Origin of the sequence: Marinobacter sp. (assembly GCF_965229985.1) — a bacterium.
Classification (GTDB): domain Bacteria; phylum Pseudomonadota; class Gammaproteobacteria; order Pseudomonadales; family Oleiphilaceae; genus Marinobacter.
Genome location: NZ_OZ245935.1, coordinates 3,647,813 through 3,672,297 on the forward strand (window position 1 = coordinate 3,647,813; position 24,485 = coordinate 3,672,297).

At 49.2% G+C, this 24,485-nt stretch carries 25 protein-coding genes; 14 read left to right on the top strand and 11 right to left on the bottom strand.

The features are described 5' to 3' along the window. Positions 1-168 precede the first annotated feature (168 nt). A complete protein-coding gene (locus ACO06L_RS16645) occupies positions 169-654 on the top strand; it encodes a MarR family winged helix-turn-helix transcriptional regulator (protein WP_336144627.1) in 486 nt (161 codons plus the stop codon). A gap of 100 nt (positions 655-754) precedes the next feature. Continuing rightward, positions 755-1,753 (top strand): DMT family transporter, encoded by a 999-nt coding sequence (locus tag ACO06L_RS16650; RefSeq protein ID WP_227716167.1) that lies wholly within the window; start codon positions 755-757, stop codon positions 1,751-1,753. Here the strand turns inward: ACO06L_RS16650 and ACO06L_RS16655 are convergent. Then, positions 1,750-2,637, bottom strand: a complete 888-nt coding sequence (locus ACO06L_RS16655; RefSeq protein WP_202348693.1) for a LysR substrate-binding domain-containing protein — start codon at positions 2,635-2,637, stop codon at positions 1,750-1,752. The genes ACO06L_RS16650 and ACO06L_RS16655 overlap by 4 nt on opposite strands. A 171-nt stretch (positions 2,638-2,808) precedes the next feature. On the opposite strand from ACO06L_RS16655, the gene ACO06L_RS16660 reads away from it, so the two are divergent. After that, positions 2,809-3,168, top strand: a complete 360-nt coding sequence (locus ACO06L_RS16660) for a hypothetical protein (RefSeq protein WP_202348654.1) — start codon at positions 2,809-2,811, stop codon at positions 3,166-3,168. Between the two features lie 783 nt (positions 3,169-3,951). Here ACO06L_RS16660 and ACO06L_RS16665 read toward each other — a convergent pair. Then, the gene (locus tag ACO06L_RS16665) at positions 3,952-4,764 is read right to left on the bottom strand and encodes a hypothetical protein (protein ID WP_202348653.1); all 813 of its coding nucleotides are present in this window, start codon (positions 4,762-4,764) and stop codon (positions 3,952-3,954) included. Positions 4,765-5,036: 272 nt separating this feature from the next. Here ACO06L_RS16665 and ACO06L_RS16670 point away from each other — a divergent pair, with 272 nt between their 5' ends. The 4 genes from ACO06L_RS16670 to ACO06L_RS16685 all read left to right on the top strand — a co-directional run bounded on the left by ACO06L_RS16670 (position 5,037) and on the right by ACO06L_RS16685 (position 8,451). Further along, positions 5,037-5,942, top strand: coding sequence for a LysR substrate-binding domain-containing protein (locus ACO06L_RS16670; protein WP_202348652.1), 906 nt, complete (start codon positions 5,037-5,039; stop codon positions 5,940-5,942). A 136-nt stretch (positions 5,943-6,078) separates the two neighbouring features. Beyond that, positions 6,079-6,942 (top strand): CmcJ/NvfI family oxidoreductase, encoded by an 864-nt coding sequence (locus ACO06L_RS16675; RefSeq protein ID WP_202348651.1) that lies wholly within the window; start codon positions 6,079-6,081, stop codon positions 6,940-6,942. 16 nt (positions 6,943-6,958) lie between these two features. After that, complete coding sequence (locus ACO06L_RS16680; protein ID WP_202348650.1) at positions 6,959-7,585, top strand: 2-hydroxychromene-2-carboxylate isomerase; 627 nt, start codon at positions 6,959-6,961, stop codon at positions 7,583-7,585. Between the two features lie 41 nt (positions 7,586-7,626). Further along, positions 7,627-8,451: an isocitrate lyase/PEP mutase family protein gene (locus ACO06L_RS16685; RefSeq protein WP_202348649.1), complete on the top strand. Its 825-nt coding sequence runs from the start codon at positions 7,627-7,629 to the stop codon at positions 8,449-8,451. Positions 8,452-8,782: 331 nt separating this feature from the next. On the opposite strand, the gene ACO06L_RS16690 is transcribed toward ACO06L_RS16685, so the two are convergent. Both ACO06L_RS16690 and ACO06L_RS16695 read right to left on the bottom strand, forming a co-directional pair. Continuing rightward, the gene (locus ACO06L_RS16690) at positions 8,783-9,172 is read right to left on the bottom strand and encodes a carboxymuconolactone decarboxylase family protein (protein ID WP_202348648.1); all 390 of its coding nucleotides are present in this window, start codon (positions 9,170-9,172) and stop codon (positions 8,783-8,785) included. Next, on the bottom strand, positions 9,169-10,152 hold the full coding sequence (locus ACO06L_RS16695) for an aldo/keto reductase (RefSeq protein ID WP_202348647.1): 984 nt from the start codon (positions 10,150-10,152) through the stop codon (positions 9,169-9,171). The genes ACO06L_RS16690 and ACO06L_RS16695 overlap by 4 nt, the downstream gene beginning before the upstream one ends. 44 nt (positions 10,153-10,196) lie before the next feature. On the opposite strand from ACO06L_RS16695, the gene ACO06L_RS16700 reads away from it, so the two are divergent. Continuing rightward, a complete protein-coding gene (locus tag ACO06L_RS16700; protein ID WP_202348646.1) occupies positions 10,197-11,144 on the top strand; it encodes a LysR family transcriptional regulator in 948 nt (315 codons plus the stop codon). A 17-nt stretch (positions 11,145-11,161) separates the two neighbouring features. Here ACO06L_RS16700 and ACO06L_RS16705 read toward each other — a convergent pair whose 3' ends face one another. Next, complete coding sequence (locus ACO06L_RS16705) at positions 11,162-12,136, bottom strand: LysR family transcriptional regulator (protein ID WP_202348645.1); 975 nt, start codon at positions 12,134-12,136, stop codon at positions 11,162-11,164. Between the two features lie 40 nt (positions 12,137-12,176). Between ACO06L_RS16705 and ACO06L_RS16710 the strand changes: the two genes are divergently transcribed. Beyond that, on the top strand, positions 12,177-13,214 hold the full coding sequence (locus ACO06L_RS16710; RefSeq protein WP_202348644.1) for a zinc-dependent alcohol dehydrogenase family protein: 1,038 nt from the start codon (positions 12,177-12,179) through the stop codon (positions 13,212-13,214). Positions 13,215-13,293: 79 nt separating this feature from the next. On the opposite strand, the gene ACO06L_RS16715 is transcribed toward ACO06L_RS16710, so the two are convergent. Then, entirely contained in the window at positions 13,294-14,214 is a 921-nt protein-coding gene (locus ACO06L_RS16715) for an MBL fold metallo-hydrolase (protein ID WP_202348643.1), read from the bottom strand. A gap of 156 nt (positions 14,215-14,370) precedes the next feature. Here ACO06L_RS16715 and ACO06L_RS16720 point away from each other — a divergent pair, with 156 nt between their 5' ends. Both ACO06L_RS16720 and ACO06L_RS16725 read left to right on the top strand, forming a co-directional pair. Beyond that, positions 14,371-15,141 (top strand): AraC family transcriptional regulator, encoded by a 771-nt coding sequence (locus tag ACO06L_RS16720; protein ID WP_202348642.1) that lies wholly within the window; start codon positions 14,371-14,373, stop codon positions 15,139-15,141. A 149-nt stretch (positions 15,142-15,290) separates the two neighbouring features. Beyond that, a complete protein-coding gene (locus ACO06L_RS16725) occupies positions 15,291-16,154 on the top strand; it encodes an alpha/beta fold hydrolase (RefSeq protein ID WP_202348641.1) in 864 nt (287 codons plus the stop codon). Positions 16,155-16,246: 92 nt separating this feature from the next. Here the strand turns inward: ACO06L_RS16725 and ACO06L_RS16730 are convergent, their stop codons facing one another. After that, positions 16,247-16,462, bottom strand: a complete 216-nt coding sequence (locus tag ACO06L_RS16730) for a hypothetical protein (protein WP_202348640.1) — start codon at positions 16,460-16,462, stop codon at positions 16,247-16,249. Positions 16,463-16,528: 66 nt separating this feature from the next. Beyond that, complete coding sequence (locus tag ACO06L_RS16735) at positions 16,529-16,990, bottom strand: MarR family winged helix-turn-helix transcriptional regulator (protein ID WP_202348639.1); 462 nt, start codon at positions 16,988-16,990, stop codon at positions 16,529-16,531. Between the two features lie 115 nt (positions 16,991-17,105). On the opposite strand from ACO06L_RS16735, the gene ACO06L_RS16740 reads away from it, so the two are divergent. Together ACO06L_RS16740 and ACO06L_RS16745 are read left to right on the top strand one after the other, a co-directional pair. Continuing rightward, on the top strand, positions 17,106-20,258 hold the full coding sequence (locus ACO06L_RS16740) for an outer membrane lipoprotein-sorting protein (protein WP_202348638.1): 3,153 nt from the start codon (positions 17,106-17,108) through the stop codon (positions 20,256-20,258). Between the two features lies 1 nt (position 20,259). Continuing rightward, positions 20,260-21,519 carry a DUF1302 family protein gene (locus ACO06L_RS16745; protein WP_202348637.1) on the top strand — a complete coding sequence of 420 codons (1,260 nt, stop codon included), beginning with the start codon at positions 20,260-20,262 and terminating at the stop codon, positions 21,517-21,519. 134 nt (positions 21,520-21,653) lie between these two features. Here the strand turns inward: ACO06L_RS16745 and ACO06L_RS16750 are convergent, their stop codons facing one another. From ACO06L_RS16750 to ACO06L_RS16760, 3 genes are all read right to left on the bottom strand, one after another. After that, the gene (locus tag ACO06L_RS16750) at positions 21,654-22,268 is read right to left on the bottom strand and encodes a 2-hydroxychromene-2-carboxylate isomerase (protein WP_202348636.1); all 615 of its coding nucleotides are present in this window, start codon (positions 22,266-22,268) and stop codon (positions 21,654-21,656) included. A 65-nt stretch (positions 22,269-22,333) separates the two neighbouring features. Next, complete coding sequence (locus tag ACO06L_RS16755) at positions 22,334-22,729, bottom strand: DUF6010 family protein (RefSeq protein ID WP_202348635.1); 396 nt, start codon at positions 22,727-22,729, stop codon at positions 22,334-22,336. 20 nt (positions 22,730-22,749) lie between these two features. Beyond that, complete coding sequence (locus ACO06L_RS16760) at positions 22,750-23,739, bottom strand: LysR family transcriptional regulator (RefSeq protein WP_202348634.1); 990 nt, start codon at positions 23,737-23,739, stop codon at positions 22,750-22,752. Between the two features lie 263 nt (positions 23,740-24,002). On the opposite strand from ACO06L_RS16760, the gene ACO06L_RS16765 reads away from it, so the two are divergent. Further along, positions 24,003-24,473: a hypothetical protein gene (locus ACO06L_RS16765; RefSeq protein ID WP_202348633.1), complete on the top strand. Its 471-nt coding sequence runs from the start codon at positions 24,003-24,005 to the stop codon at positions 24,471-24,473. Positions 24,474-24,485 lie beyond the last annotated feature (12 nt).

Below are 24,485 nucleotides of genomic sequence, written 5' to 3' on the forward strand. Positions count from 1 at the left end.
CTGTCTCCTCCTCGCAAAACGTATGTCTTGTCGATCGCCCATTGCTCGATAACCAAACCAGGTATAGGTCAAGGACAGCATTTATCACAATATGACAAGAATAATGTCAAAATGACATGCAGGATGTCAAGATAGCAATAGAGGTGTCAATGTGACCGGGTGGATGTCATGTTGTCAGTTACTCGCGAGTGTGCTTTATTACCGGCCATGAAAAACGACGATCTTTTCAAACTCATCTGCCTAACACGTCCGCTTCTCCAGGAAATTGAACTTGCGGTACAGGAAAACCTCATTGGTACTGGTCTGACTGTAGGAATGAGGGCGGTCCTCCAGATTTTGTTCCTTCATGGGCCAATGACTGTCCCGAGTTTGGCAAGGCAGTTAGAAATCCAACGTCAGTATGTGCAAGAGTTGGTCAACAGAAACTGTGAGGAGGGCTACACAGCCAGGGAATCCAACCCCGCGCATAAGCGGTCCTTTCTAATTGCGCTAACTCCGAAGGGAAAGGCTCTCATTGGGCAGGTTTTGGATTCAGAGTTTGCGAATATTGAGACCTTCTCCCACGATATTTCCCACGAAGACGTTCTGGTGGCGCTTCGGGTTTCAAATCAAATTCTGGAAGGGTTTCGTATCCTCAATCGTAGAGACGATTAGAAAAAAACAGCCGCTTTTCCCCAAACAGCAAGATTCGGATTGGCCTAACTCCACAGCAATTACATATTGACGGACGTCCTAATGCAGAAGGTGAGTTTTGATGAAGGCCGTCAATGTTTCAATGGGGTTCCAAGAGTGGCTCTTGATAGTAGTTCTCTCTGTCCTCTGGGGTGGTTCGTTCTTTTTTGTCGAAGTTTCGGTTAGTGCCCTAACGCCACTTACAATTGTAGCGCTACGGGTTGGGCTTGCAGCGATTGCACTCAATGTCGTACTGGTAATTACAGGGTCGAGAATTCCCAGAGATAGGCGGTTGTGGTCAGCCTTTCTTGGTATGGGACTACTCAACAACATGATACCGTTCAGCTTGATTGTTTGGGGGCAGTCGCACATAACTAGCGGCCTAGCCTCAATTTTGAACGCGTCGACTCCTTTTTTTACGGTGCTAGCCGCCCACTATCTAACCGATGATGAGAGACTGACGGGTAAACGCCTCGCTGGGGTATTTCTTGGCGTTGCGGGCGTTGTCTACATGATTGGATCTGAAGCGCTGGATGGATTGACCGCCAATGCGTTTGCCCAAATTGCGGTTATTGCCGCTGCGATTTCTTACGCGCTGGCCGGTATTTTTGGACGACGCTTCCGAGAGCTGGGCTGCTCACCGCTAATCACAGCAACGGGACAATTGATTACCTCAGCAACAGTGCTAGTTCCCCTTGCTCTCATGGTCGAAAGACCTTGGTCTCAGCCGGTACCGGGAGTTGAGGTTTGGGGCGCTGTCATCGGGCTCGCGTTGTTTTCAACTGCAGTTGCCTATATCGTCTATTTCCGTGTCCTCGCGACGGCCGGTGCGACAAACCTTCTACTTGTGACCCTTCTTATCCCTGTCAGTGCGGTATTGCTGGGCACAGCTATACTAGGTGAAGAATTACAGTCCAAACACATAGTGGGTATGTGCTTAATTGCAGTTGGACTCGCTACTATCGACGGAAGAATATTTGGTATCTTGAGGAACCAACCTTTCCTTAATCAAGAAAAGAGCTTGCCCAATCTTCAGAAGTCTCCGGAGCGTCGTGATCCAACTGAAGAACCGGATAATTAGGCTGCAGACGACTTTATATCGAGGAAAGCGCTTTTAATATGCTCTGCAAGCATGTCGGTCTCCGGATTAGACGAGTTCCTCACCAGCGATATTTGATACTTCGCGAGCTCCGGAAGGCCCTCCCGTTCGAGCCTCCTGATTGGAGATCTGATTAAACTGATCGGGAAAGGCGTGATTGCAAGGTCTGCTAGCATCGCCGCTTCTTGAGCTGCTGTGTTTTCGCATGTATACGCCACTCGATAAGCTAAACCGGCATTGTCGAGTGCATCGAGTGCCGTCCTCCTCCAAACGCAGCCTTGGTTGGCGAGTGCAAGGGGAAGGGGGGATTGTTCAAAGGCGATGCCCCCCTCTCGTCCGGCCCATACCAAAGGCTCTGTATGAATAATCTCACCGCGGACTTCCTGACCTTCATTGCCAATTATGACTAGCCCCATGTCTAGGCTCCCAGAGTCAATGCGGTCAAGATTTTCACGACTAGAGGTGATGGTCACATCGACCTGAACCCCGGGGAACGATCTTGCGAATTGAGCTAGTACTCCTGGCAGTATACGGGTGCCTATATCGTCCGTTGTTCCAAAGCTAATCTTCCCAGTGAGAGACGGTGACAGAAATTGTTGAACGGCTTCCGCATTGAGTTTCAACAATCGGCGACTGTAGCCCAATAGAATTTCACCCTCGCTCGTCAATCTTACCTGCCTTGGTTCTCGCCGAAAGACGGGCTTCCCAATCGTCTCCTCTAATCTTTTGATCTGCATGCTAAGAGCGGCAGGAGTGCGATGAACCTGTGCTGCGGCCCGAGTAAAACTGCCACATTCAGCAATTGCCACGAATGTCCTGAGAACATCAGTGTCCAGGAGTGGAAGTTTGGAGGTGTCGATATTCATGGCGGCCTGATTCACTTCGGTCTTTTGGTTAATCAAATCTTAATCGCCATGTTAGGAGATTTAGATTTTCTTATCAATCCTTGGGCTGCAGGATAGAAGCCGATGGTTGATACAGCCGAGATCACCATGTCGGAGCAAGTAACGACACCTGACTGAAGTGAGGAGACCAACATGCAAGAATCCACTAAATTTCGTGGTCCGGTCGTAAAGCCCGAGTGTGTTAAATATCCACCACAACCACATATCTCAATGCCAGCTATGCCGCCTCTGAATTTGATAGCTATTATCGAGTTCTGGGCAAAAATGGCTATGCGCCGATATCACTTCAAAAGGCTATTTCTGCCATTGCTCGAGGAATCTGGTGATTTACTAGATGACATTGGCTTCAGAAAAGAGGAGATTCTTTGGGCCCTTGGGCTGCCTCTGAAAGTTGATGCCTTAAAAGCCCTCGAAGTTTGTAGAAAAGAGCGTTCTTGTTCGATACGGCGGCCGCCCAAAGTTGTTGACCTTTGCGCTCCGCTCAGAAAGTGACCTCCGTGAGAGAGTGTCAGAATTGCCTTTTAAGCACCCGGATTTCGCTGCTAAGAAGTCGGCTTTTGGTTCATGCTAATCGTTCTGGGTTCTCTGCTAGCATTACAAAAGTGCTTAGTATTTCGAATACAGCCGACTAATATAGTCGGCTGTTGTGCATTCGGGTCTTTTTACCGCTTCGGTCTTCAATGGTATTGACGTGGCACACCGCCTTAACCTTTTTTATATAATTCTTAAAAAATAATTTGTTTGTTTGTGAGGAAATATGAATTCACTCTTGTTAAGTGATTAAAGGAGTCGTGTAAATAACGGCAAGAGTGAATGTGATGATGAAGTTTTTTTACAAAGTTTGTTTAGATTCTTTGAGCCAAGCGAGTTCACGGAAATTATCGCCGCATACTAGCCAGTTTGAGAGGCTAAAGGAACCAAGAAGGCAATTTTCAGGATCAGTTATAGGCACTCTTAAAGCCTGGTTCATAAGAAGAAAGTTCAGGAATAATGCGCGTTCTCTCCTCCAAAGAGATGATGAGTTACTAGTAGATGTAGATATACCACGAGGTGAGCTGCTGTGGGCTCTGAGCCTTCCCTTACGAATCGACGCCGAGAAAGCTCTCTCGGAACGTCGCGAACAACGGCGCTCAGAGGGATGGGTTGAAAATCCCGAGCGATCTGGCTCGAAAAACGAAAGTGATAAGCATTGTAGGTAAGCTGGATGCAGAGAAAGACAGGCTTGCTCGGGCGAGCACGCCTGTCTTGGAACTCGAGACTTGGAAGAGAATAAATTCAGAGAACTGAAAGGCTGTGAAGTTGTTTGTCTGACGATCCCAGCGCCTCCTTGGCAGTAGGATCTCGTTTAGAACGCGATCGGATCAGATCCGAAAAGCTACCGGTCGCCGCTTGTTCAAGTTTCCTCGTGTTTCGGATGTTAACTCTTATAACTTCGTCGACCTGAAAATTCCGAATGCTAAACCTGACAGGAACCCAGAGATTGTCGGTCTTGGCAATCTGATTTACCTGGATCAGTTGAACCGGGAGTCCTTTTTCGTCTCCAGTCTCATAACGCTCCGGAAGCTTACTCAAGGTATCTATTGTTTGTTCAAGGGAAAAAAAGCCGCCCGAGCGGATCGGGAGATTCTTCTTTCCCCGCCATGAAAGTCTTTTACGCTCAGTCTTTACAATGGGCTCGTGTACCCAAGCGGTGGCTCTGAATTTTGCTAACCATTCAAGATCCAATGCGGTTGGATTTTCGCCAATAGCCTGTGAGCGCCCCGTCTCTGTAGAGTGTGCAATCCAACTCTCGACCAATTTGCCATCGATAACTTTTCTTTCCAGAACCCAGAGATCGTAACCGCGATAATGAGTTTCTGTGAGCCAGAAGCCAAACTGACTCGAGTTTTCACCACTCTTATAAAGCATGACAGCTTCAACATGATGAGTTGCTCCAGGGGTTTCCGTGGCGAACAATATGTCACGCTCGATCACTTGGGAGCTTTCTTTGAAGACGGCCTCTACTGACGTAGAGTCTCGCCTCTCGTTTTGGCAACCTGAAACCAAAGCGCTAGCAATTAAAGCTGTGCTGATTAGAAAAAACTTCATTTTGGTTTCTCCTTTGACGTTTTCTCAACGTTAGGAGATATTTTTTATTGAATGAATCCAAATATTTTTTATCTGGTTTTCAGTAAAAGTTTAGGGGTCCGCTTCAATCTTATTTTGATGATTTATTAATAATATTTTGATTAAAATGTCGGTTTAGCTTTTTTCGAGGTTCTTTTAGATGATGGTCTGCAGGGGACGCGGTTATGTCGCATTTAGATTTTGAGTTATAAGTATCAGAATGCAGAGCATGGTGTTGTTGGCAGGAGATAACAGTGTCACTTCAGAAAATGCATTACCTTGATTGGTTGAGAGGGTTCGTAGCTGTTGGGAAGCACCTCAGTTTCCGAAAGGCAGCCGAAGAGCTTTGTCTCACCCAGTCCGCCATAAGCAAACAAGTTTTGGCGCTTGAATCGCTGCTCGGTATCAAATTGTTTGTCCGCCATCCTCGGTCGATAGACTTTACCGAGTCCGGGTACGCCCTTTACCTTACAGCAAGGCAATCCCTGGATCAGATCCAAGTGGCCGTCAGCAATATTCAAGGTTCTGAGCGATCTAACATTGTGAAAATTTCCACGAGTGTTGGCTTTGCCGGGCTTTGGCTGCTCCCCAGGCTGGCATCCTTTTATGATGAACATCCGGGAGTGGACATTCAGGTCTCAGCTGATAACCGGAACATCTCTGAGCTTTCGGATCATGGAATTGATCTTGCGGTCCGCTATGGCAGCAAAAAGCAAATGCCTGAGGATGCCATCCTTCTATATGAAGAGTCTGTTGCGCCGGTTATGAGCCTCGGAACCGCCGAACAGGATACGGACATAGATCATGTGCTTTCGAATAGCACATGGCTGGAGTATCAGAACCCTAAAACCCCTTGGTTGACTTGGTCAGCGTACATGGAGATCTCCGGCCTTGGACCTGTAGAGCCCGCCAGGACTTTATATTTCAACCAATACGATCAACTGATACATGCCGCAATTGCGGGGCAAGGTATAGCACTTGGCCGCATCCCCCTGGTGTCCAACTTCCTCCGCCAGGGACTACTTCGAATATTAGCTGATCGACCGATCCCTTTAGAGGGGCATGGATATTGGATTGTCCCTCCCAGGCATGATCTTTCGGCGGAATCGCAAGAGGTTCTGGAATGGCTTCGTGAACAGGCTGATGGCCACCAATTCTAAGTAGCGTTAACTAAAGCATGCTCCCTCGACTCATTCCCCCATGGAATCGTTCCGAGTCGAACGTTTCGTTTGAGCGTCGTACAAGGTTCATGGACCCTGTAATGGAACATCCTATGTCGAGTTTGGGAGTAGCAGCATGTCACAGCATAAGTTCGAACTAGCACCGAAAACGATTGCAGGCGTCCCTGTTTCAGCGATGCTCAGTTACGTTCCCAGTAGTGAGGAAGCACCTACACACTACACATATGAGCCGCCGGCAGGAATTCCTTGGGAGAATGTCGATTACGAACAAAGAATGGTCTCGATTGCCGATGCAAGGGCTACTGGGGCCTCACTTGAAGTCGAGGGTTTTGAGCTTTGGTCAGCCCCAACCAGTGTGTCCGATTTCACCGATAAGAGTTTGGTTGAATCAGTCTATTATGAAGAGATGAAGGAGTTGGTTCGAAAGGCAACCGGAGGAAGGGACGTCTATATATTTGACCACCTTCTCCGAGCGCGTGAGCCAGATGGCCAACCTTTGAACTTCGGGAGACGTTCAGGAAAAAGTGGAGCTGCGCCAGCAAACGGGCGCATTCACAACGACTACACAGTGCATTCGGGTATACGAAGAATCCGCGCGGTACTAGACCGATTTGAGGTCCCTGAAGAAAAACGTCGATACAGTATTATCAACGTTTGGCGCTCTATTGGCGAGCCGGAGATCGATACGCCTTTGGCGCTATGTGACAGTAGCTCCGTGTCAGCAATGGATTTGGTCGAGGGTCGGGTTGTTTATCCCAAGCGAGACGGCTGGATCTATGTCCTCAACTATTCCCCAAAGCACCGTTGGAACTATTTTTCCAACATGACGAGAGATGAAGTCATTCTCTTCAAACAATTCGACACGGAGATCTCGGGAGCAACACGGTTCACGCCGCACTCTGCTTTTCAAAATCCGATTGACGTAGAAAAGCAGCGGCCGAGAAGGAGCATAGAAATGCGGTGTTTAGTTGCTTACTGAGAGAAAAGGGGGCGTCATGAGGAATATGAAGGATCAGAGAAGTACTAATGAACTGGAGTTCTGGTTCGAGCTCGGCAGTAATTATAGCTACCTCACACTGCATCGAATCGAAGCGTTACTCGATGGGACTGGGATACAACTCGCGTGGCGGCCTTTTTTGCTGGGTGCCATTTTCAAGGAGCAGGGCTGGGCGACCTCTCCGTTTGTTCTTCAAAAGGCCAAAGGTGACTATGTCAAAAGGGACATGGAGCGCCAAGCTGAAAGATACGGCCTGCCCTGGAATTGGCCAAGCCGATTTCCACGGCCAACATTGCTACCGATGAGAGTGGCGATTCTTGGGCAAGATACGGAATGGATCGGACCGTTTTGCAGGGCAGTTTCTCATAAGAACTTTGTTGACGACTGTGAGGTGGATTCAACAGATGAAATTCACCGCATTCTCGAAAAGCTTGAGTTGCCAGCGGATCAACTTCTGGCAGAGGCCCAAAGCGATGCAGTAAAGAATCGACTCCGAATTCAAACGGCCGAGGCAAAGAAGAAAGGAATCTTTGGCGCGCCCACATTCGTTGTGAGCGGCGAGCTATTCTGGGGAGATGACCGTTTAGAGGATGCTGTCGAGTGGTGCTTGGATAACAGTGGCTAACTTCGACGAGCAACTTCTGAGTTCTGAAGGAACGAGATTCTATGACTATTGAAGACATTTCAAGAAAGCGCGCCGCATTTCGAGAGTTACATCGGACGGGTTGTTTCGTCCTCCCAAACCCATGGGATATTGGAAGTGCGAAACTTCTCGCAAGGCACGGGTTTAAAGCTTTGGCCACAACGAGTGCTGGCCACGCGTGGTCGCAAGGACGCGCAGATGGCCAGTTGTCATGCGCCGAAGTTTTAGATCACATCCGTGCGATGGTGGGTTCCACAGATCTCCCCATAAATGCCGATTTCGAGAGTGGATTCGCGGAAACAGCCGAAGGTGTGTTTGACAATGTAAGCATGGCATTGGAGACAGGTGTCGCCGGGATTTCGATCGAGGATTCGACAGGGGACCCCAGTAGCCCATTGCGAGAAATTGGCGAGGCCGCAGATCGAATGATGGCAGCGCGTGCTGCAATCGATGCCGCTGGTGGGGGCGTAATGCTGACAGGTCGTGCCGAGAACTTTTTTGTTGGGCGCCCAGACCTTGAAGACACGCTTTCTCGCTTAAAAGTTTATGCCGAAGCTGGGGCAGACTGTTTGTATGCTCCGGGAATCAAAACAAGAGAACAAATCCGAGCAGTGGTCGCAGCAGTCGCCCCGAAGCCAGTTAACGTTTTAATCGGATGGGACAGCGATTTTACTCGCCAAGATTTAGCTGACCTTGGCGTCTGCAGAGTAAGTTTGGGGGGAGCACTGGCTCGAGCAGCTTGGGGAGGCTTTATGAAATCGATGCTGGCTTTAGCAGAGGAGGGGCGGTTCGAAGGGTTTGGAACCGCCCCAAGTGGAGCGGAACTTAACTCCCTATTTCGAAAGTAGGTGGTGTTGGCCACGGTCTGAGGAAATAGGCTCAAAGTCTGGGCATTTAACCGTACTTTCGCACTCCTCGACGGTCTGCATTTGGAACGACTATCCCGATCGCCGTTGCCTGATGAATCGGTACTTTTCTGGCATCCGCGGTGACTTTTAGGCTCATGACTTCCTCGCGTTACTCGTTTAATCGGAAACTAACCAGCTGACGAAATGCGTGAACTGGTTCTTGGTAATGTGCGGTAACTGTTCTTTTTGAGCGAGATCTCGGACTCACAACTGCCTCGATAGTTCGATTGGTGGCCATTCTATGTTCAGCCAATCAAGGCGGTAGTGCAGTCTAGATTTGGTGGTCGGAATTCGTAGCAAAAGCAGCTTTGACGGAGGTTATTGCGTTCATCGCTGCGGGGATGCCAGCGTAAACCGCTACTTGAAGAACAATCTCGATGATCTCCTCACGAGAGACTCCGTTGTTTAATGCTGCACGAACATGGAACTCAAGTTGTCCTGGTGCTGTGCCGATTGCCGCGAGCATGGCGATAGTCAGCATTTCACGCGTTTTGAGTGGTATATCGTCGCGTGCGACTACATCATTGAAAGCGAAACCTAACAATATTTCAGTGGCTTCCGGATGGAAGCTATCCAGATTACTGGATACTCGACTCGAAGAGCCGAGTTCTAGCTTTTCGAGCATAGCTAACGCCCTGTTACGGCGGTCAGAGTTTTTCATGCGTCCACTCCCTTCATGCCTTCTTGGGTGTATCGCTCTCCCACCACAGGCAGGCGTCCGATCGCGTTTTCAAGCTCTTCTTGTTCAACTTCATCGAGCGAGATCTTTTCTGCAGCGATGTTCTCCTCAAGATAATGGAGCTGTTTAGTGCCAGGGATTGGCACAATGTCGTCTCCCTTCGACAACAGCCAGGCCAGAGAGAGTTGCGCCGGCGTGCAACCTTTTCGCTTGGCGAAGACAGAAACCTCGTCCGCGATCCGGCGGTTGATGTTGATTGCTCCCTCGGCGAATCTCGGAAGGCTTTTTCGAACGTCGTCATTGCTGATTTTGGAGGCATCCTGAAACCGGCCCGTTAGAAAACCTCTTCCGAGCGGCGAATAAGGCACGATGCCGATTCCTAGCTCTCGACAGGTTTGCAGAACTCCTTTCTCTATGTCTCTCGACCAGAGTGAGTACTCTGTTTGCACTGCTGTAATGGGATGCACAGCGTGAGCGCGGCGAAGTGTTACCGGGTTTACTTCGCATAAACCGATATGGGCAATTTTTCCTTCCTTAATCAATCGCGTAAGCCCTTCGATCGTTTCTTCGATTGGCTGTTCGGGGTTAAGGCGGTGGACGTAATAGAGATCGATTTGTTCTACACCAAGACGGCGCAGAGAAGCCTCGCAGGATTCGCGGGCATAATCAGCCCCATTCTCCAGGCGGCGTGCGTACTCGCCGGGATTACGCAAAATACCGAACTTCGTCGCTATTCGGACTTTAGCGCTATGGCTGGCTAAGAAGCGGCCGATCAAGCGCTCATTATGATGTGGACCATACATGTCCGCTGTATCGAAGAAATCGACACCAACCTCTACTGCCCGTGCGAGCACGCGAACCGATTCTTTATCATTTCGTGAGCCGTAGAACTCACTCATTCCCATGCAACCTAGACCGATAGCGGAAACAGGCAAGCTCTTTCCCAGAGTTCGTTTATTCATGGTGTGCCTCCTTGATTGCTTAGATCATAGAGTGGCACTATCCAATGATGAAAAATATAGACGAGAACGGTAAGCAGATTTCCGAATATGGAAACCCTATGCTGAAGGATTGGGTCTGGGATGACATCCGTGCCTTTCTTGCTGTTGTAAGGACCGGTTCACTTAGTGGGGCTGCGTCAGATCTTAAGTTGGGAGTTGCAACGCTCTCGCGGCGGATCGAGCGACTCGAGCAGGCTTTGGGGCTGCCGCTATTCATCCGACAGCAATCGGGCTACCAACTAACGGAAGAGGGCGCCGGTCTGGTAGAAAAAGCTGAAGTGATGGAAGCTTCTGCAGCTTCATTTGTCTCAGGTGCGGAAGCGAGTGCGCAGCTAGCAGGGACAGTGCGACTGGCAACAGCTGAAAATCTCGCGACGGGCTTGATCATACCAGCGTTACCACAATTCCATAGCCAGTATCCGGGAATTGCCATTGAGCTCATAACCGATATTTCCGCCGTTAATCTACACCGGCGTGACGCAGACCTTGCGCTGAGAATGGTTAAGCCTGAGCGTGGAAATATTACTTTTCGTCGTGTCGGTATGCTGGGCTATGGGCTTTACGGTGGCGCCAAGTACAAAAATAGACTGGAGAAGGGGCTCAGGACCATAAGCTTTGGTGATGAGCCATTCATAACGTGGTGCGAATCGATGTCCCACCTTCCTGCCGCTCAATGGGTTAAACGTAATATCCATGGCCGAGAGCCCCTCTTAGCAGTCACCTCTCTGTCAGCCCAGGTAGCTGCCACTAAGGCAAACATCGGTCTCTCAGTGCTTCCGCATTTTATTGCCAGCAAAGCTGGGCTAATTTGTCTTATGGAAGATCTAGGTATTGATCAGCCCATTTACCTAGCAATTCATTCCGATATGAAGTCGTCGCTTCGTACTCGCGCCGTGGCCGGTTTCCTTGAAAACCTCGTTAACAACAATCTGGTCGCTCTGAGTGGCAAGTAGAACTCAGTAGCGCATTTTTACTGTTTGCCACACAGAGGGTTGGACAAAGATCTTTCAAGTTTCTCAATGAGTAAGTTTGTCGCAGTAGGTCTGGGCTTGTTTTTTGGTAAAACAATTCGGATTGGTCGGGGATGGAAGACCCATCCATCACAAAGTTGGATAAGATTTCCGGCGTCGACCGCATCCTTGCAAAGCCAATCTGGTAACTTGGCGACTCCCAAACCTTGGACTGTTGCCTCAAGCATAGACTCACCTTCGCCGAAAATATATTTCGGCCGGATGGCCTCATGGAATCTTTTGCCGTTAATTTTAAACTCCAAACTCGAGTGGGTCAGACCTCGCCCAAACACGATAAAAGAATGTCGTGCGATATCGTTGCGACCACTAATTGTTCCTCGGTCACTGATATATCCGGGGGAGGCATAGAGCCCATAATCCTGAGCTCCGACGTCAATTACAGTTGCCGCGTGCTCCTCAACCTGATCTCCCAGTCGGACGCATAGGTCATATGGTTCTTCGGAGATATCAACGAATCGGTCGGAAAAACTGACTTCGAGGTCAATATTCGGATACCGCCGTACAAAACTGATTAAGGGCTCCAATAGACAGCGCCGACCGAAGCTTATTGGGATGTTTATTGAAAGTGAGCCATTAATTTCTTCACCTCCATCGGAGACGTATCCTTCCAAGTAGTCCGCTTCGAACAGAATGCGATCGCTCGCAGTCAGCAGTCTGTGTCCTAAGGCCGTGGGCTGCTGCCTCCCGTTCTTTCGAAAGAAAAGTGGGCCGTCGAACTTCTCTTCCATTCTAGCGATGCTTTTTCCAACGGCTGATTTGGTTAGAGCAAGGCTCTCCGATGCAGCGGAAAATGAACCCAGGCGTGCAACAGTTCTGAAAACTTCAAGTTCCGCTAATGATCTAATTTTTCTCATAGTATCTTTATGGTCTACTGAAACAGGAAAAAATATCACTTTAGTGTAACTTTTTTCCACTTCAGAATGCTCCAGAACTCGTAAGAAATGGAGCGTCGCGATGATCAAAGTGTCTAGCAATCAAGTATGGGAGTTGGAGGAGTTCGGGCTGGAGAACTTGCACTTGCGAGATCGATCTATTCCAGAGCCTGGAAAAAACGAAGTCTTGGTTAAGGTTGCCGCAGTTAGTGTTAATTATCGAGACGTGTTGGTTGCCGGTGGCGGGTTGCTTCCATATCCGCCTGAAATGCCTTTCACCCCTCTTTCTGACATGTGTGGATATGTGGCAGCGATAGGCGAGGATGTTAACGGATTTGATGTGGGTGAACGGGTGATATCACATTTTCGAACTACTTGGCTCGACGATGACGATTTTCCTGATGATGGTGGATATGATCGAACGCTTGGAGCCCCGCTACCAGGTGTATTATCGAAATACTGTGTTGTACCAGAAACAGGAATTGTAAAAGCGCCCGAAAGTCTTACGAAAATTGATGCAAGTACCCTACCTATTGCTGGGCTCACGGCCTGGTCTGCGCTTCAGGAGATCGGATGTTTGAAGCCCGGCACATGGGTAGTCGCTCAAGGAACTGGAGGCGTTGCCTTGTCTGCGCTTAAGATCGCAAAAGCGTATGGTGTCAAAGTTGCGCTGACTTCGAGATCACCGCAAAAATTTGAGGATGCGTATCGCGAAGGCGCCGACCTTATCATTGATACTTCGAGCGAAAACGAATGGTCCGGGAAATTCTTGACGCACACCAAAGGCAGACCGGCGGCACAAGTGTTGGAGCTGATTGGTGGAGACAATCTAAAGGAATCGTTGGCGGTGCTAGGTCACGGGGGGCAGCTCCACAGCATTGGCTTTCTGGAGTCTCGATATGCCGAAGTTGACCTCATCCCTCTCAATGTCAAAAAGATCTCAATTAATGGGATCTCAGTGGGGCACCGTAAGGCATTGCAAAGATTTGTTGAAGCAGTGGATTCCAGAGGAATCAAACCTGTGGTCTCGCAAGTTTTTGGTTTCAGTCAAGCCCCGGAAGCGTTCGACGCAATGAAAAAAGGAGCTTTTGGCAACGTTGTAATTAATGTAGAGGGCTGATTTTAACGGCTTAGAATTTTTGTTGAAGGGAGTCGCGAGGAGAGTCTTCTCACTTCGCGACTCGTACCCGAGATCACTGTCAATCAGGCTTGGCCCTTTGGTTCAGCAGGGCGTAAACACTGTATTGAACCATTGCCGGCATCTTGTAAGCCGGGAATGCATCCCCGATTTGATCGGTTACCAACGAATAGTGCTTCTGTGCTGCCTCCGTACTTGCAAGTTCCGTGGTGAGCTTTTCATTGGATTGAATATATTCGTCGATAATGTCGTCCACACGCTGCAAATAAATAATCTGTTCTTCAACGGAGTTGTCCAGATCTCCCCAGTCACCTCGGCCACCAAGAACCTTGTGAGCATCTATGTCCCTGAGTTGTTCCAGGGTTTTGATCCATGCGCTGATATTGGGTTGCGGCACTCCGTTGTGCAGAGGCCCTTCTAGCCAGGCGTGGGTTCCGTTGTGGATGAGATCACCGACGAAAAGGGCATCCTTATCATTGAATAGCACTACCGTATGGTCACTGGACATAGCATCACCAGGAAGTTGAATCAGCGTAATGTACTCCCCGGTCTTGGTGGTGAGGACCTTTTTGTTGGAGTAAGTGACATCGATTTTCGTTAACTCTGGATAATCCTCTGCTTTGATTGCACCAGCAACGTTTACCCAAAAATTTCTCTTGTAGGCGTGAACCACAGGGAGGTCGTCTGCGGTAGCCTCCGAAGAAATGATCTCTGCCCCAAGTTCTTTGAAGCGGCCAAGGCCATTGAATTTATCTGGGTTTGGGTGGGTTACGATCACCTTGGTTATAGGAGAATCTGTTTTGTCCCGAATAGTATCAATTAGCTGGTCGGCAATGCTCGGTAGAAATTGCGCATCGACAACAATTACTTCCTCGCCATCGTCGTAAAAAACGCTGTGAGTCTTAAACCCGTTCTCGCCAGACGTAAATGTGTAGAGCTCACCTGCGATTGTTTGTAATGACCACGCGAATGTAAGAACCAATAGGAAAGCACTCCTTCGAGTAGGTCGTTTTGAAAAGGGCATCGTTCTAACTCCTAATTGAGATTGGAGCCTCTAGAATGGAAGATGAGCGGCGGGAACCGTTATCTGATGTTCGCCATAATGTTTTGAATTTTGGACAATCCAGCAGGTGAGAACTTGAAACCAGATGACGCGCCTGCGCCCATTGTAGGGCTCGGGCAGAAATTCTCCTCAGGCGAGATACTTGGCAATCATTCGCATCGACGCGACCAGGTTTTGTATCCACTTCGGGGCGTAATTGAGATGCAGACCCCTGAGGGGCGATGGGTACTTCCCCCTCATCGAGCTTTGTGGATACCCAGGAATACCGAACATAGTTTGTTTTGCCGACAGGAATCTGAGGTATACGCGGTTTACTTAAGCGCATCCGAGCTCACCCTGAGGCTCAGAAAAAGCGATGTTCTCGATGTCTCGCCATTACTGCGTGAGCTTATACTTGAGGCTTGCGGGTTGCCATGGAACTACTTAGAAGAGTCCTATGAAAGTCAACTGATGCGGTTCTTGTATGTGACTCTCAGTAGAGCTCCCAGAGAACCCATGCATCTGCCATTTCCTGTCGATCGTCGTGCCAGAACATTTGCCCAATATGTTATTGAGAACGGACTCGCTTCTTGTGATGTTGATAGTATTTGCGAGCTCGCTGGCCTGAGCAGGAGAACTCTATCGAGGGTTTATAAACGAGAAACGAGCATGACGGTGAATCAATGGCTGCAACTTTACAGGATGCATGAAGCTGCGGCGCTCTTGGTATCTGGCTGCTCGGTTCAGGATATCTTCTATCAACTTGGTTATAACTCTCCAAGCAGTTTTTCTGTCGCTTTCCGCACTTTTTTTGGGAAATCGCCAAGAGAATATCGCGACATAGGCAAGCGCAAAAGGGCCTCTTGACATAAAGTGCTCATACACTATATTAGGTTGGACATGAGCTTTAACTCTGCAGGTAACGGCTTGAGTTGATAGTCTCATTCCAAGCAATGGGTCGTGACCGCCTGTTTCTTTGTGATATTAAGTGTATATGCATCATTGAGGTAAAAATCATGAGTTGGGCATTTAGAGCTTTCCAATCAGCCTTTGGTGGTTACAGCCGCGTTTTCCCCGGTGGCGCCGCAAAAACCGCCATGAGTCTGATGATGAGTCCCCGAATTTCGAATTCCAAAAGACATGAGTTGATGAACGATTTCGATAGTGTTCATTCGCTCGGTGAGAGCGGTTTCCTATCTGTCCGTGGCGACGGGCCCGTGAAAGTACTTGTTGTTCACGGCTGGTCCGGATGGCTTGGCCAGTTCTCAGAACTCATCAATCGTCTCGATACTCAACGATATACAGTCTATGGCTTGCATCCGCCTGGTCACGGTCTTTGTGATGCATCACGATCCCATCCCGGGCGCTTCATCGAAGCAATAGTGGCAGCTCGTGAGTTTGCCGGCAGAGATTTCGATATCGCCGTCGGTCATTCGATGGGCGCGGGGACTCTGGCGTACGTCGCTGCCCACGAGCGGTGTTTTGGTAAAATTGTTCTTATAGCAGGCCCCTCGACAATTCGCGGGGTGCTCAGGCGGTTCTCGGAGTTTTTGAATCTTGGTACTCGTTGCCGGGCCAAATTTTTCTCGAAGGTTGAAAATGAAGTAGGGCTGAGTACGGAAGCTATGGACTTAAGAATTGTTGGAGCAGCAATTCGAGCCCCCGCGTTGATAATTCATGATGAGAAGGATCGAGAAATTCCTTTCTCAGAGGCCGTGGAGTTGAATGACGCGATCGTCAATTCAGTTGTTTTCCATACTCGAAACCTAGGGCACAAGAGAATCCTGAAGGCACCAATGGTAATCGATAGGATTATGGACTTTATTAAGCCAAGCGATGTTGAAGCACCAGCAGAAAAAATCTCGTTAGTCCGCCGATGAGGGAGGGCTATTCAGGATTTCTAAGTCCGACATGTATTCGATATTGATGACACTACTCCGGGCCGACTTCTCACCAAAGCCGTCGGCCACGGCTATTCGATATCCTGGAAGTAATAAAGTGAGGCCAATACGCCCCCGGCACCTGCGCCCAACGCGAACCCCAGGGCCAGACCTTCGATTGGATCCCATACCGTGAAACCAATCGTAGCACCGATGGTCATGCCCAATCCGAGGCCACCGATGATTGATGTTAAAGCTTTAAACTTGGCATTCTTTCGCGAAGCAGTACTGTCTTGTTGTTTACTCATTTAAGCACCTCTGGGACGTTTTCTCGGTTTAAAACCAATCCTAACGTCCCGGAAAATGCCACACAATTAAAGAGTTTCCTTTACCCGTTTGCTGAAGCCTTGCAGCTGTTTTGAAGTTTTGGCCCAGTTTTCCTCGCCAACCATGCTAGTAAATTCCTTATGGGCTTCTTCCCAGCACTCAAGGGCCTCGAGATAAATCTTCTCGCCTTCCGGTGTGAGGGATAAACCCAGAGAGCGTCTGTTGCCAGTCGGTTCGGACTTCAGTAATCCTTTGTCGATTAGTTTTTCAACGGTTCTCTGGAGTGACGTTCGTTCCATTCCGAGAATTTCAGCTAACTGGTGAATCGACTCGGGTGGGAACACCTTGATGGCATTCATCACCGAGAACTGTGTAATGCGCAGGCCAGTGCTCGCCAACTTGTTGTTGTAGTGACGAGTTATCAATCGCGAAAATACTCTCGAATGAAGGGCCGCACATGTTTGCGCAACTCCCATTGGTGATGTGGTAGCAGAGTTCTTTGAGGGCATAAATTAGCGCCTTGCAACGTTTGTGTATATACACTATTCTATTAGTCAAAGCGCGTGGTGTCCACACGCCTTTTTTTGGATTTGGAGAGTGTATATACACTAAAGGTGATTTGAAATGAAAGACATAGTGAATTCCGGAGCAACTGCTTACCGCTTTTTCTTGGGCGTTATTCGATGGCGCTGGGTGTCCCTTTTCCTCGCGCTTGGAATGCTGATCGCTTTGGGTAGTCAATTGGGTTCTTTGCAAAAAAACACGCAAGCAGATGCGTTTATCAGTGAGGAAGAGCCTGCCCTAAAATACCGCGAAACGGTCGAGCAAATTTTCAACCTGAAAGATCCTTTAGTGATCGCGGTGCACGCAGAGGGCGCCGAGGGCATCTACAACCGAGACAGCCTGGAGTTGGTCCGATGGATCACAGATAACGTCAAATCTGTCCCCAATATCGACCCGGACGGAATCACGAGTTTGGCGACTGAATCGAACATAGAGGGAGATCCTGCAGGAATGGAAGTTCGTGAGTTTCTCGACGGTCCGCTGACGCAGGAACATATCTCCTGGATCAGGAAATCGATCGAAAGTTTCCCCTTGTACGAGGGAAGTTTGGTCTCCGAAGACGGCTCTATGACGTTGGTGGTTGCCGAGCTGCTGGACCAAAGCCAGGCAGAGCAGACCTACAATGACGTTCTTGAGTTGATCGAAAGCGCTCCCAATGGTGCCAACGATTCAATTCATGTTGCTGGAGAGGGCGCGATTTCAGGCTATCTCTCAACTTACATCGATCAGGATGCAAAGCGCCTGAACCCGCTGGCTGCGGTCATCATAACCATCATTCTGATCGTTGCATTCTTTACGCCACGGGCTGCAATTATTCCCAACCTGGTAGTGGCCGGAACGGTTGTAGGAACACTTGGTTTGATGGCGGCTTCCGGCGTGGAGTTCTATGTAATCACCAATGGCTTGATCGTTTGCATGATCGGCATAGCCGTGGCTGATTCGGTACACATTTTCTCTGAATACTATGAACGGTTGGAAAGTGACCATGAGCTTGGACAGCGGGGCGCAATTGCTTCTGCGCTGGCCCACATGTGGCGCCCGGTGACGCTTACAACTCTCACTACTGCAGCAGGATTTTTAGCTTTGTACCCCACCAATGATATGCCGCCGCTGCAGTATTTCGGTGTGTTTGGTGCAATCGCTGTTTTTGCTGCCTGGCTTTTCACGCTGTTCGTTACTCCTGCTCTGCTTTCGCTGCTGCCGGTGAAGCGTAGTCGACGTTTCAAACAAAGGGGGTCGTTGAGTCAGCGGACTCTCCTGGTTCGGGTTTTGAGTGTCGCGGCAACAGCCAGACCAAAGATAACTATCTTTGTAGCTGCTTTGGTTGCCGGTTTGGCTGCGGTAGGCGCTGCGCAGGTGAAAGTGAATGAAGAGCGCATCGAGAATTTTCAGAAGCACGAGCCCATTTACGTTGCAGATAAAACCATCAACGACGTGATGGACGGGACGTACTACCTTGATGTGGTTATCGAGGCTCCCGTTGAGAATGGGATCTACGATCCGGAGATTCTCCGCCAGATTGAAGCCCTGCAAGAGTTCCTGGAGAGCCAGCCCGAAGTTCATGGAACTACGTCCATTGCTGACTACATCAAGCAAATGAACAAAGCCGTCAACAATGACGAGCCTGAATACTACGAGCTTCCTGACAATGAGAATCTTGTTGCTCAGCTTTTTCTTCTATACACGGCATCCGGCGATCCAACTGATTTCGAGAACCGGATTGACTCCAAGCGTCAGACGGCGTTGGTCAGGGCCAACTTAAAAACGGGCTCTTATCAAGTAAGCAAGTTGCTGATTCCAGATCTAGAGCGGTATCTCAATGACCAATTCGGGGATGAAGTCGAAGCAAACATCAGTGGTCGCGTCAACGTCGACTATCACTGGATAGCGGGTATTGCCGAAAGCCACTTGATGAGCGTTCTAGTTTCTTTTGGTGCTGTGTTCGTGATGGCTTCATTACTTTTCCGTTCTATTGCAGGTGGAGTGATGGCTTCACTGCCCGTTGGGCTCTCCATTCTCGTTATCTATGCAGTGATGGGTTTCAAGGGGATATGGTTGGGAGTCGGGACATCCATGTTTGCAGCAATTGCAATTGGTTTGAGTGTTGATTTCGCAATTCATACGTTGGATCGTCTCAAGGAATTTCTGCGCGCCGATCATGATGACTCGATCAAAGCCGGAATAAGGAGCGTATTTCAATCCACTGGCAGGGCTCTTTGGTTCAATTTACTTGCTGTTGGCCTTGGTTTTGGCGTGCTGTTGACCAGCCAGGTTCCTCCGCTTGTTAACTTTGGCTTATTGGTTGCTCTAGCGGTTTCGATTGCATTCGTTGCTAGCCTTGTGGTTTTGCCCGCCATCGCAATCGTCGTAAAGCCTAGGTTCTTGTTTCATCAAGACCAGAGTTTCTGGAAAGTCGCTGCAGTTCTTGCCTGCTTGATCGCAGGGACCGTGGTTACGACGAATGCGTTGGCCGACTCTGCGGCTGTAACTGCGCAGCAAGTCGTTGAGAAGATGAATAATCGTGAAGAAGGGGAGTCAGTCCAACGGGATATGGTTCTCACATTAACCGACCGAAACGGCAATTCCAGGGTCGAGAAAACCAAGGCATTTCGTCGCTATTTTGGCGATACCAAGAAAACAGTCATCTTTTACACGGACCCGGCCAACGTTGCAGGTACAGCTTTTCTGACCTGGGACTATGCGGATCAGGCACAAGATGATGATCAGTGGCTTTACCTACCGGCCCTCCGTAAAGTTCGTCGCATATCTGCTTCCGACCGTGGCGATTATTTCTTGGGTACTGACTTCACTTATGAAGAAATCAAGAAGGAAAGCAAGATTGCCGCGGAGGACTACGACTTTGAGCTCCTCGGAGAAGAAACTATCGACAGTCACCATACCTGGGTTATCGAGGCCACGCCGAATTCTGCAGCAGCACGAGAGGCTCTTGGCTATAGCAAAATCGTATTGCGAATCGATTCCGAAGTCTGGATGCCGAGGTACACGGAGTACTGGGACGTAGCTGGGAACTATCTGAAAACAGTTCACACACGTCGAATCGAGAATATTGACGGGATCTGGTCAGTAGTCGAAATAACGGCGGAGAACCAGAAAACAGGGCACAAGACCCGCCTGGAATTCAGAAACACAGATTATGACGCCACGATCCCGGAACGTCTCTTCCAGAAAAACTCGTTGAAGAGGGGGTATTGAAATGAGGTATCCCAAGCTTTTGATTTTATATTTGCTGATTAATGGCGCCCCTGTTTGGGGCGCCCAAACGGATCTATCCTCGATCCTTGAGTTCAACTCGGCTTATGCTCCAGAGCGCGGAGATTGGCAGAAGAACGAGCTTATCTGGCGTCCAACACTCGTTACTCGGTTTGATACCGGGAGCAAACTTACTCTAAACCTCGAGGTTCGTAACGATATCGAGGATCAAATAGACCCTGGTAGTCCAGACCAGCCTTTTCGAGCCGGGATGACCAGAAAGTCGTTTCCCTCGGACGAATCTGAGCTTGAATTGCGGGAATTGTTTTTAGACCACTACCTCGGAGACGCTTTCCTTCGCGTAGGAAAGCAGCAAATAGTTTGGGGGCAAGCCGACGGGCTGAGGGTGCTCGACGTGATTAATCCGCTAAGCTATCGAGAATTTATCCTGCCAGACATCGAATACCGGCGTATCCCACTTTGGTCCGCGATGCTAGAGGTGCCATTCCAATCCGGGACCGCGCAGTTTGTATGGGTTCCTGATGCTACGGTAACCGAGAGCACCCTGCCTGGAGCTACCTATTCTTTAATACCGGATCCATTCGATGGCACAGGGCGGTTAGTCGTTAATCGTCCCGAGTCTTTCACGGATGGAGATTACGGCTTTAGGTTTTCATCTTTTCAGAATGGCTGGGACCTCACTGCGAATTACCTTTACCACACGGTTGATGACCCTCTAATACGAGTTGATCCATCGTTGCTTTTGCTGGAAGCAGACTACAACAGATCCCACTTGTTTGGTTTTACAGCATCCAAGCCGTTTGGGGATTTCACGTTGCGCAGCGAGGTTGGTTTTGAAACCCAAAAACGTATCAGTGATCCGAGTTCGAGCGTTGTATTTGAGTCTGAAGAGGTTTCATATGTGATCGGCGTAGATTACAGCGGTCTCTCCGACACTCTTTTGAGTGCTCAACTGTTTCAAAGCCATCGACCTGATGTGCATGGAGAGCTCGATAGCACTATAGAGCAAATGACGCTCCTGATGAGGCGTGACTTCTTGAATAATACCGTGAACGTTGAGGCTCTCGCTATTTTCGACAATCAGAACAAGGATTCGCTTCTACAAATATCATCGGAGTATACATTGGCCACGAACGTCGTTCTTCATGGCGGCGTTGACTATTTTTTCGGGGATAATCAGGGGCAATTCGGCCGGTTCAGAGATGAGAGTAGAGTCGAATTGGGTGTTAAATTTAGTTTCTAAGCCCCTGCGAAATGCGGGCGTTGTCGGAGCTCCGCCGCCCGCATATAGCTCTCTGGATTTTTCGATGGCTCGCCAGGATCCAAGCGTATATATGGGCTCATGGTTATTTTGATTGAGGAAGGGCGCTGATATCTTTACCTGAAAGCGTCGTTTAGCCGGTCATTCCCCCAAAACATCTCGCCATTGGAAAAGAAAGTTGGTGAACCAAAAACCGCCCTCTCTAATGCAGTTTCTATTTCGCTGCGGTTTATTAACGCTACTAAACTGGGGCTATTGAGAATCTCGTAGCAGAAGTCGTCTTGAACGTAGTGTTTGTCAAGCAACTCTCGAATAACCACTGGGCAGTCAATGTCAATGTCGTGTTGGAAGTTCAGTTGAAACACATCTCGACAAAAGAGCGGCTGCCAATCTTTACCAATCGCATAAGCTCCAATTGCTGTTGCGGCCTCGCCCAACCGTGGGAACCTAGAGGGTTTCTTAAACGCAAAACCGAATTTGTTGCAAGTTCTTTCAACGTCACGCCACACGTACTTCTTTTTGTCTGGGCTAGACTGGGATAACGCACCATCCCAGCCGACATGGTCAAATACTCTGGTTAGTAGAAAAGGTTTCCACAGAACGCTTTCTTTTCTTTGGGCTGAGATCCGCATGGCACTGAGAAAGGAGTAAGGGCTGCCAAAGTCGAACCAGAATTCGATACTCTCCGAAGCAGCAGGTTGTTTCTTAATGCTGTAGGGCTTTTCTTTCATCGAAGGGCCTCTCTTCAGCTATTATCTGAGACCTATGGCGTGCCGCATCCCTCGTAGTAGCTAGATCACTTCGCCAGCCAAGCAATAGAAATGCCGGCTGCCGCCAGTAGATCGACAATCGCGCAGAACGGGATATACCAAGAAGGCAGCATATGCCTGAGGTTCCTTAGGTGGTGCAACCAGTCCCAGCCGGCATGGAGGACATACAAAGCAGGAATCACCCAAGGCTCGTAATACATCGCAAACCAAGCTGTGAACGCGAAAACCAGTGCCCCGGTGAGCTCAAAAAGAAATCTAGGCGAGTCTCCCTTTAAAACCGCGAATCCGATATAAACACCGGCGATCAGGCATAACAGAAGCGCTGCCAGCCCGACAGATTGATCCATCGGAACCAGCAAGTGTACTGGTAAAAAAATAAATCCAACCACGCCGCCGAGCGCTTTCGGGTGTTGGCTGAACAACCGCAATCTGTTCCGACTCATCAGGCACAATCAGTCTGGACGGTGCTTGTTTCCGGTTTCCGCCCATTCGCAACTATCAGTGCGCCATCAAGTTTTTCCTGCGACAGGCACGTTGTGCACCCTTTGGCCGTCCACTCGCTCTCGACTAGACGGAAAAAATCCGAGAGCTCAGGGAGCTGGGAGTACTTATCTTTTCTAGCAATCAGCTTTAGCGAAACTCTGCCCGAGAAACCGGGTACGATTCTCACTTCGCCTCGGGAGGCTGCAACCGTCGCAAACTGACGCTCCAGTAGACCAAATCCCAGGCCGGCCTTAACCATAGCAATGGTGGAATATTCATCATCTGAGGTGGCGGCGATGTTCGCAGCGGAATGAGCGGCACCAAGCTTATCTTTGAGAAGGCGAATGTAGGGGCAGCTCTCAGAAGGTGAGACCCACGGTAATGAGGCAAGCTCTTCAGGGTCAGATGGCAGTTTCTCTGGCCCAGTGCGTGTTGATGCAATGACGACAACGTCTATGTGCCCTAACTCTGAATGTCGCAATTCATCATGATCGTCCCCTCCGTAAACAAATCCCAGATCCAACTGGCCCTTGAGTACATCTTGATGAATAGACAACGAGTTGCTTGACCTAACAACCAGGGAAAGATCGGGAAGGTTGCTGGCCGCCATTTCCAGTACAGAATCGATCTTTAGGAGTTCCGGGAGTGCGTTAAGTCCCAGAACGAGGCGCTTCTTGTGGTTTCCGGCGAGAGCGTTCGCGGTCGATTTCAATTCTTCAAGATCGCCAATGACCCTGTATGCCAGAGGCAAAAGTTGCCTTCCGGCTTCAGTGAGCAACATACCTTTGGATGTCCGTTCGAACAGTTGAAGATTGGTTACGTCTTCAAGCTGGCGAATTTGTGCGCTTACGGCTGCCGGCGTTGAGAAACGACGCTCGGCTGCCCGAGTTAAGTTTTTTTCCTCAGCAATCAGGACGAAGGAGCGGAGTTTATCGATCTGTATGTTCATGCTTTTCCTCGCTCGAAGCGAAGGTTCATTTCTGAAAGTCAGTCCGTCAGGTTTAAACCTTCACTTCACTAAGCCTACAAACTCTGGTGCTGAAACGAAACGGTACCAGTGTTCATGATTTATTGAGTTCTCCTTAACGTATTTTTGATTCCCTGTTCGGTATGCCATCAATATAGTGTATATACACAATTGTTTGCAAGTTGAAGTCCGGTGAAAAGCTATTTCTTCACTTGGATAAGGAGTTGAAAGGATGGGAGAAGCTCATGATCAGATATCTACTTTGTGGAATCATTTTTGTGACCGCGGCAGCATTTCCTCTGGCGCAAGCTGCTAGCAAGCATGAAATTTCTGGTGTAGAGGCTCGCCAAAGGCAGCTAATCGAAAGCAACATCAAAGCCTATACAGGGCTGACAAGGTTTTTCGTGATCTCGATAAGTTTTCCGGGAGCTGAAAGAATCGGCGGCCATCATCAGGATTTCGTGAACTGGTTGGAATACCACATTCAGCTTTACGCAGGACACAAACCTCTCACAGTCAAAGCTCCCTTCAGTGCTCAAGTACCCGATGTTGCGCAACTGCTTTCCGGTGCCTACCCGGCAAAGGATTATGTGTTTGTCAGGTATAGGGGAGTGGAGGACAAAGCTGCTGTGCGTGCTGCCATAGAACGAGCTCTGGGCTTAGCGCCCAGCGTGGGCTTCCGATACACCACTGACTACTGGTCAGTTCCCGAATAGTTAAAGATGACA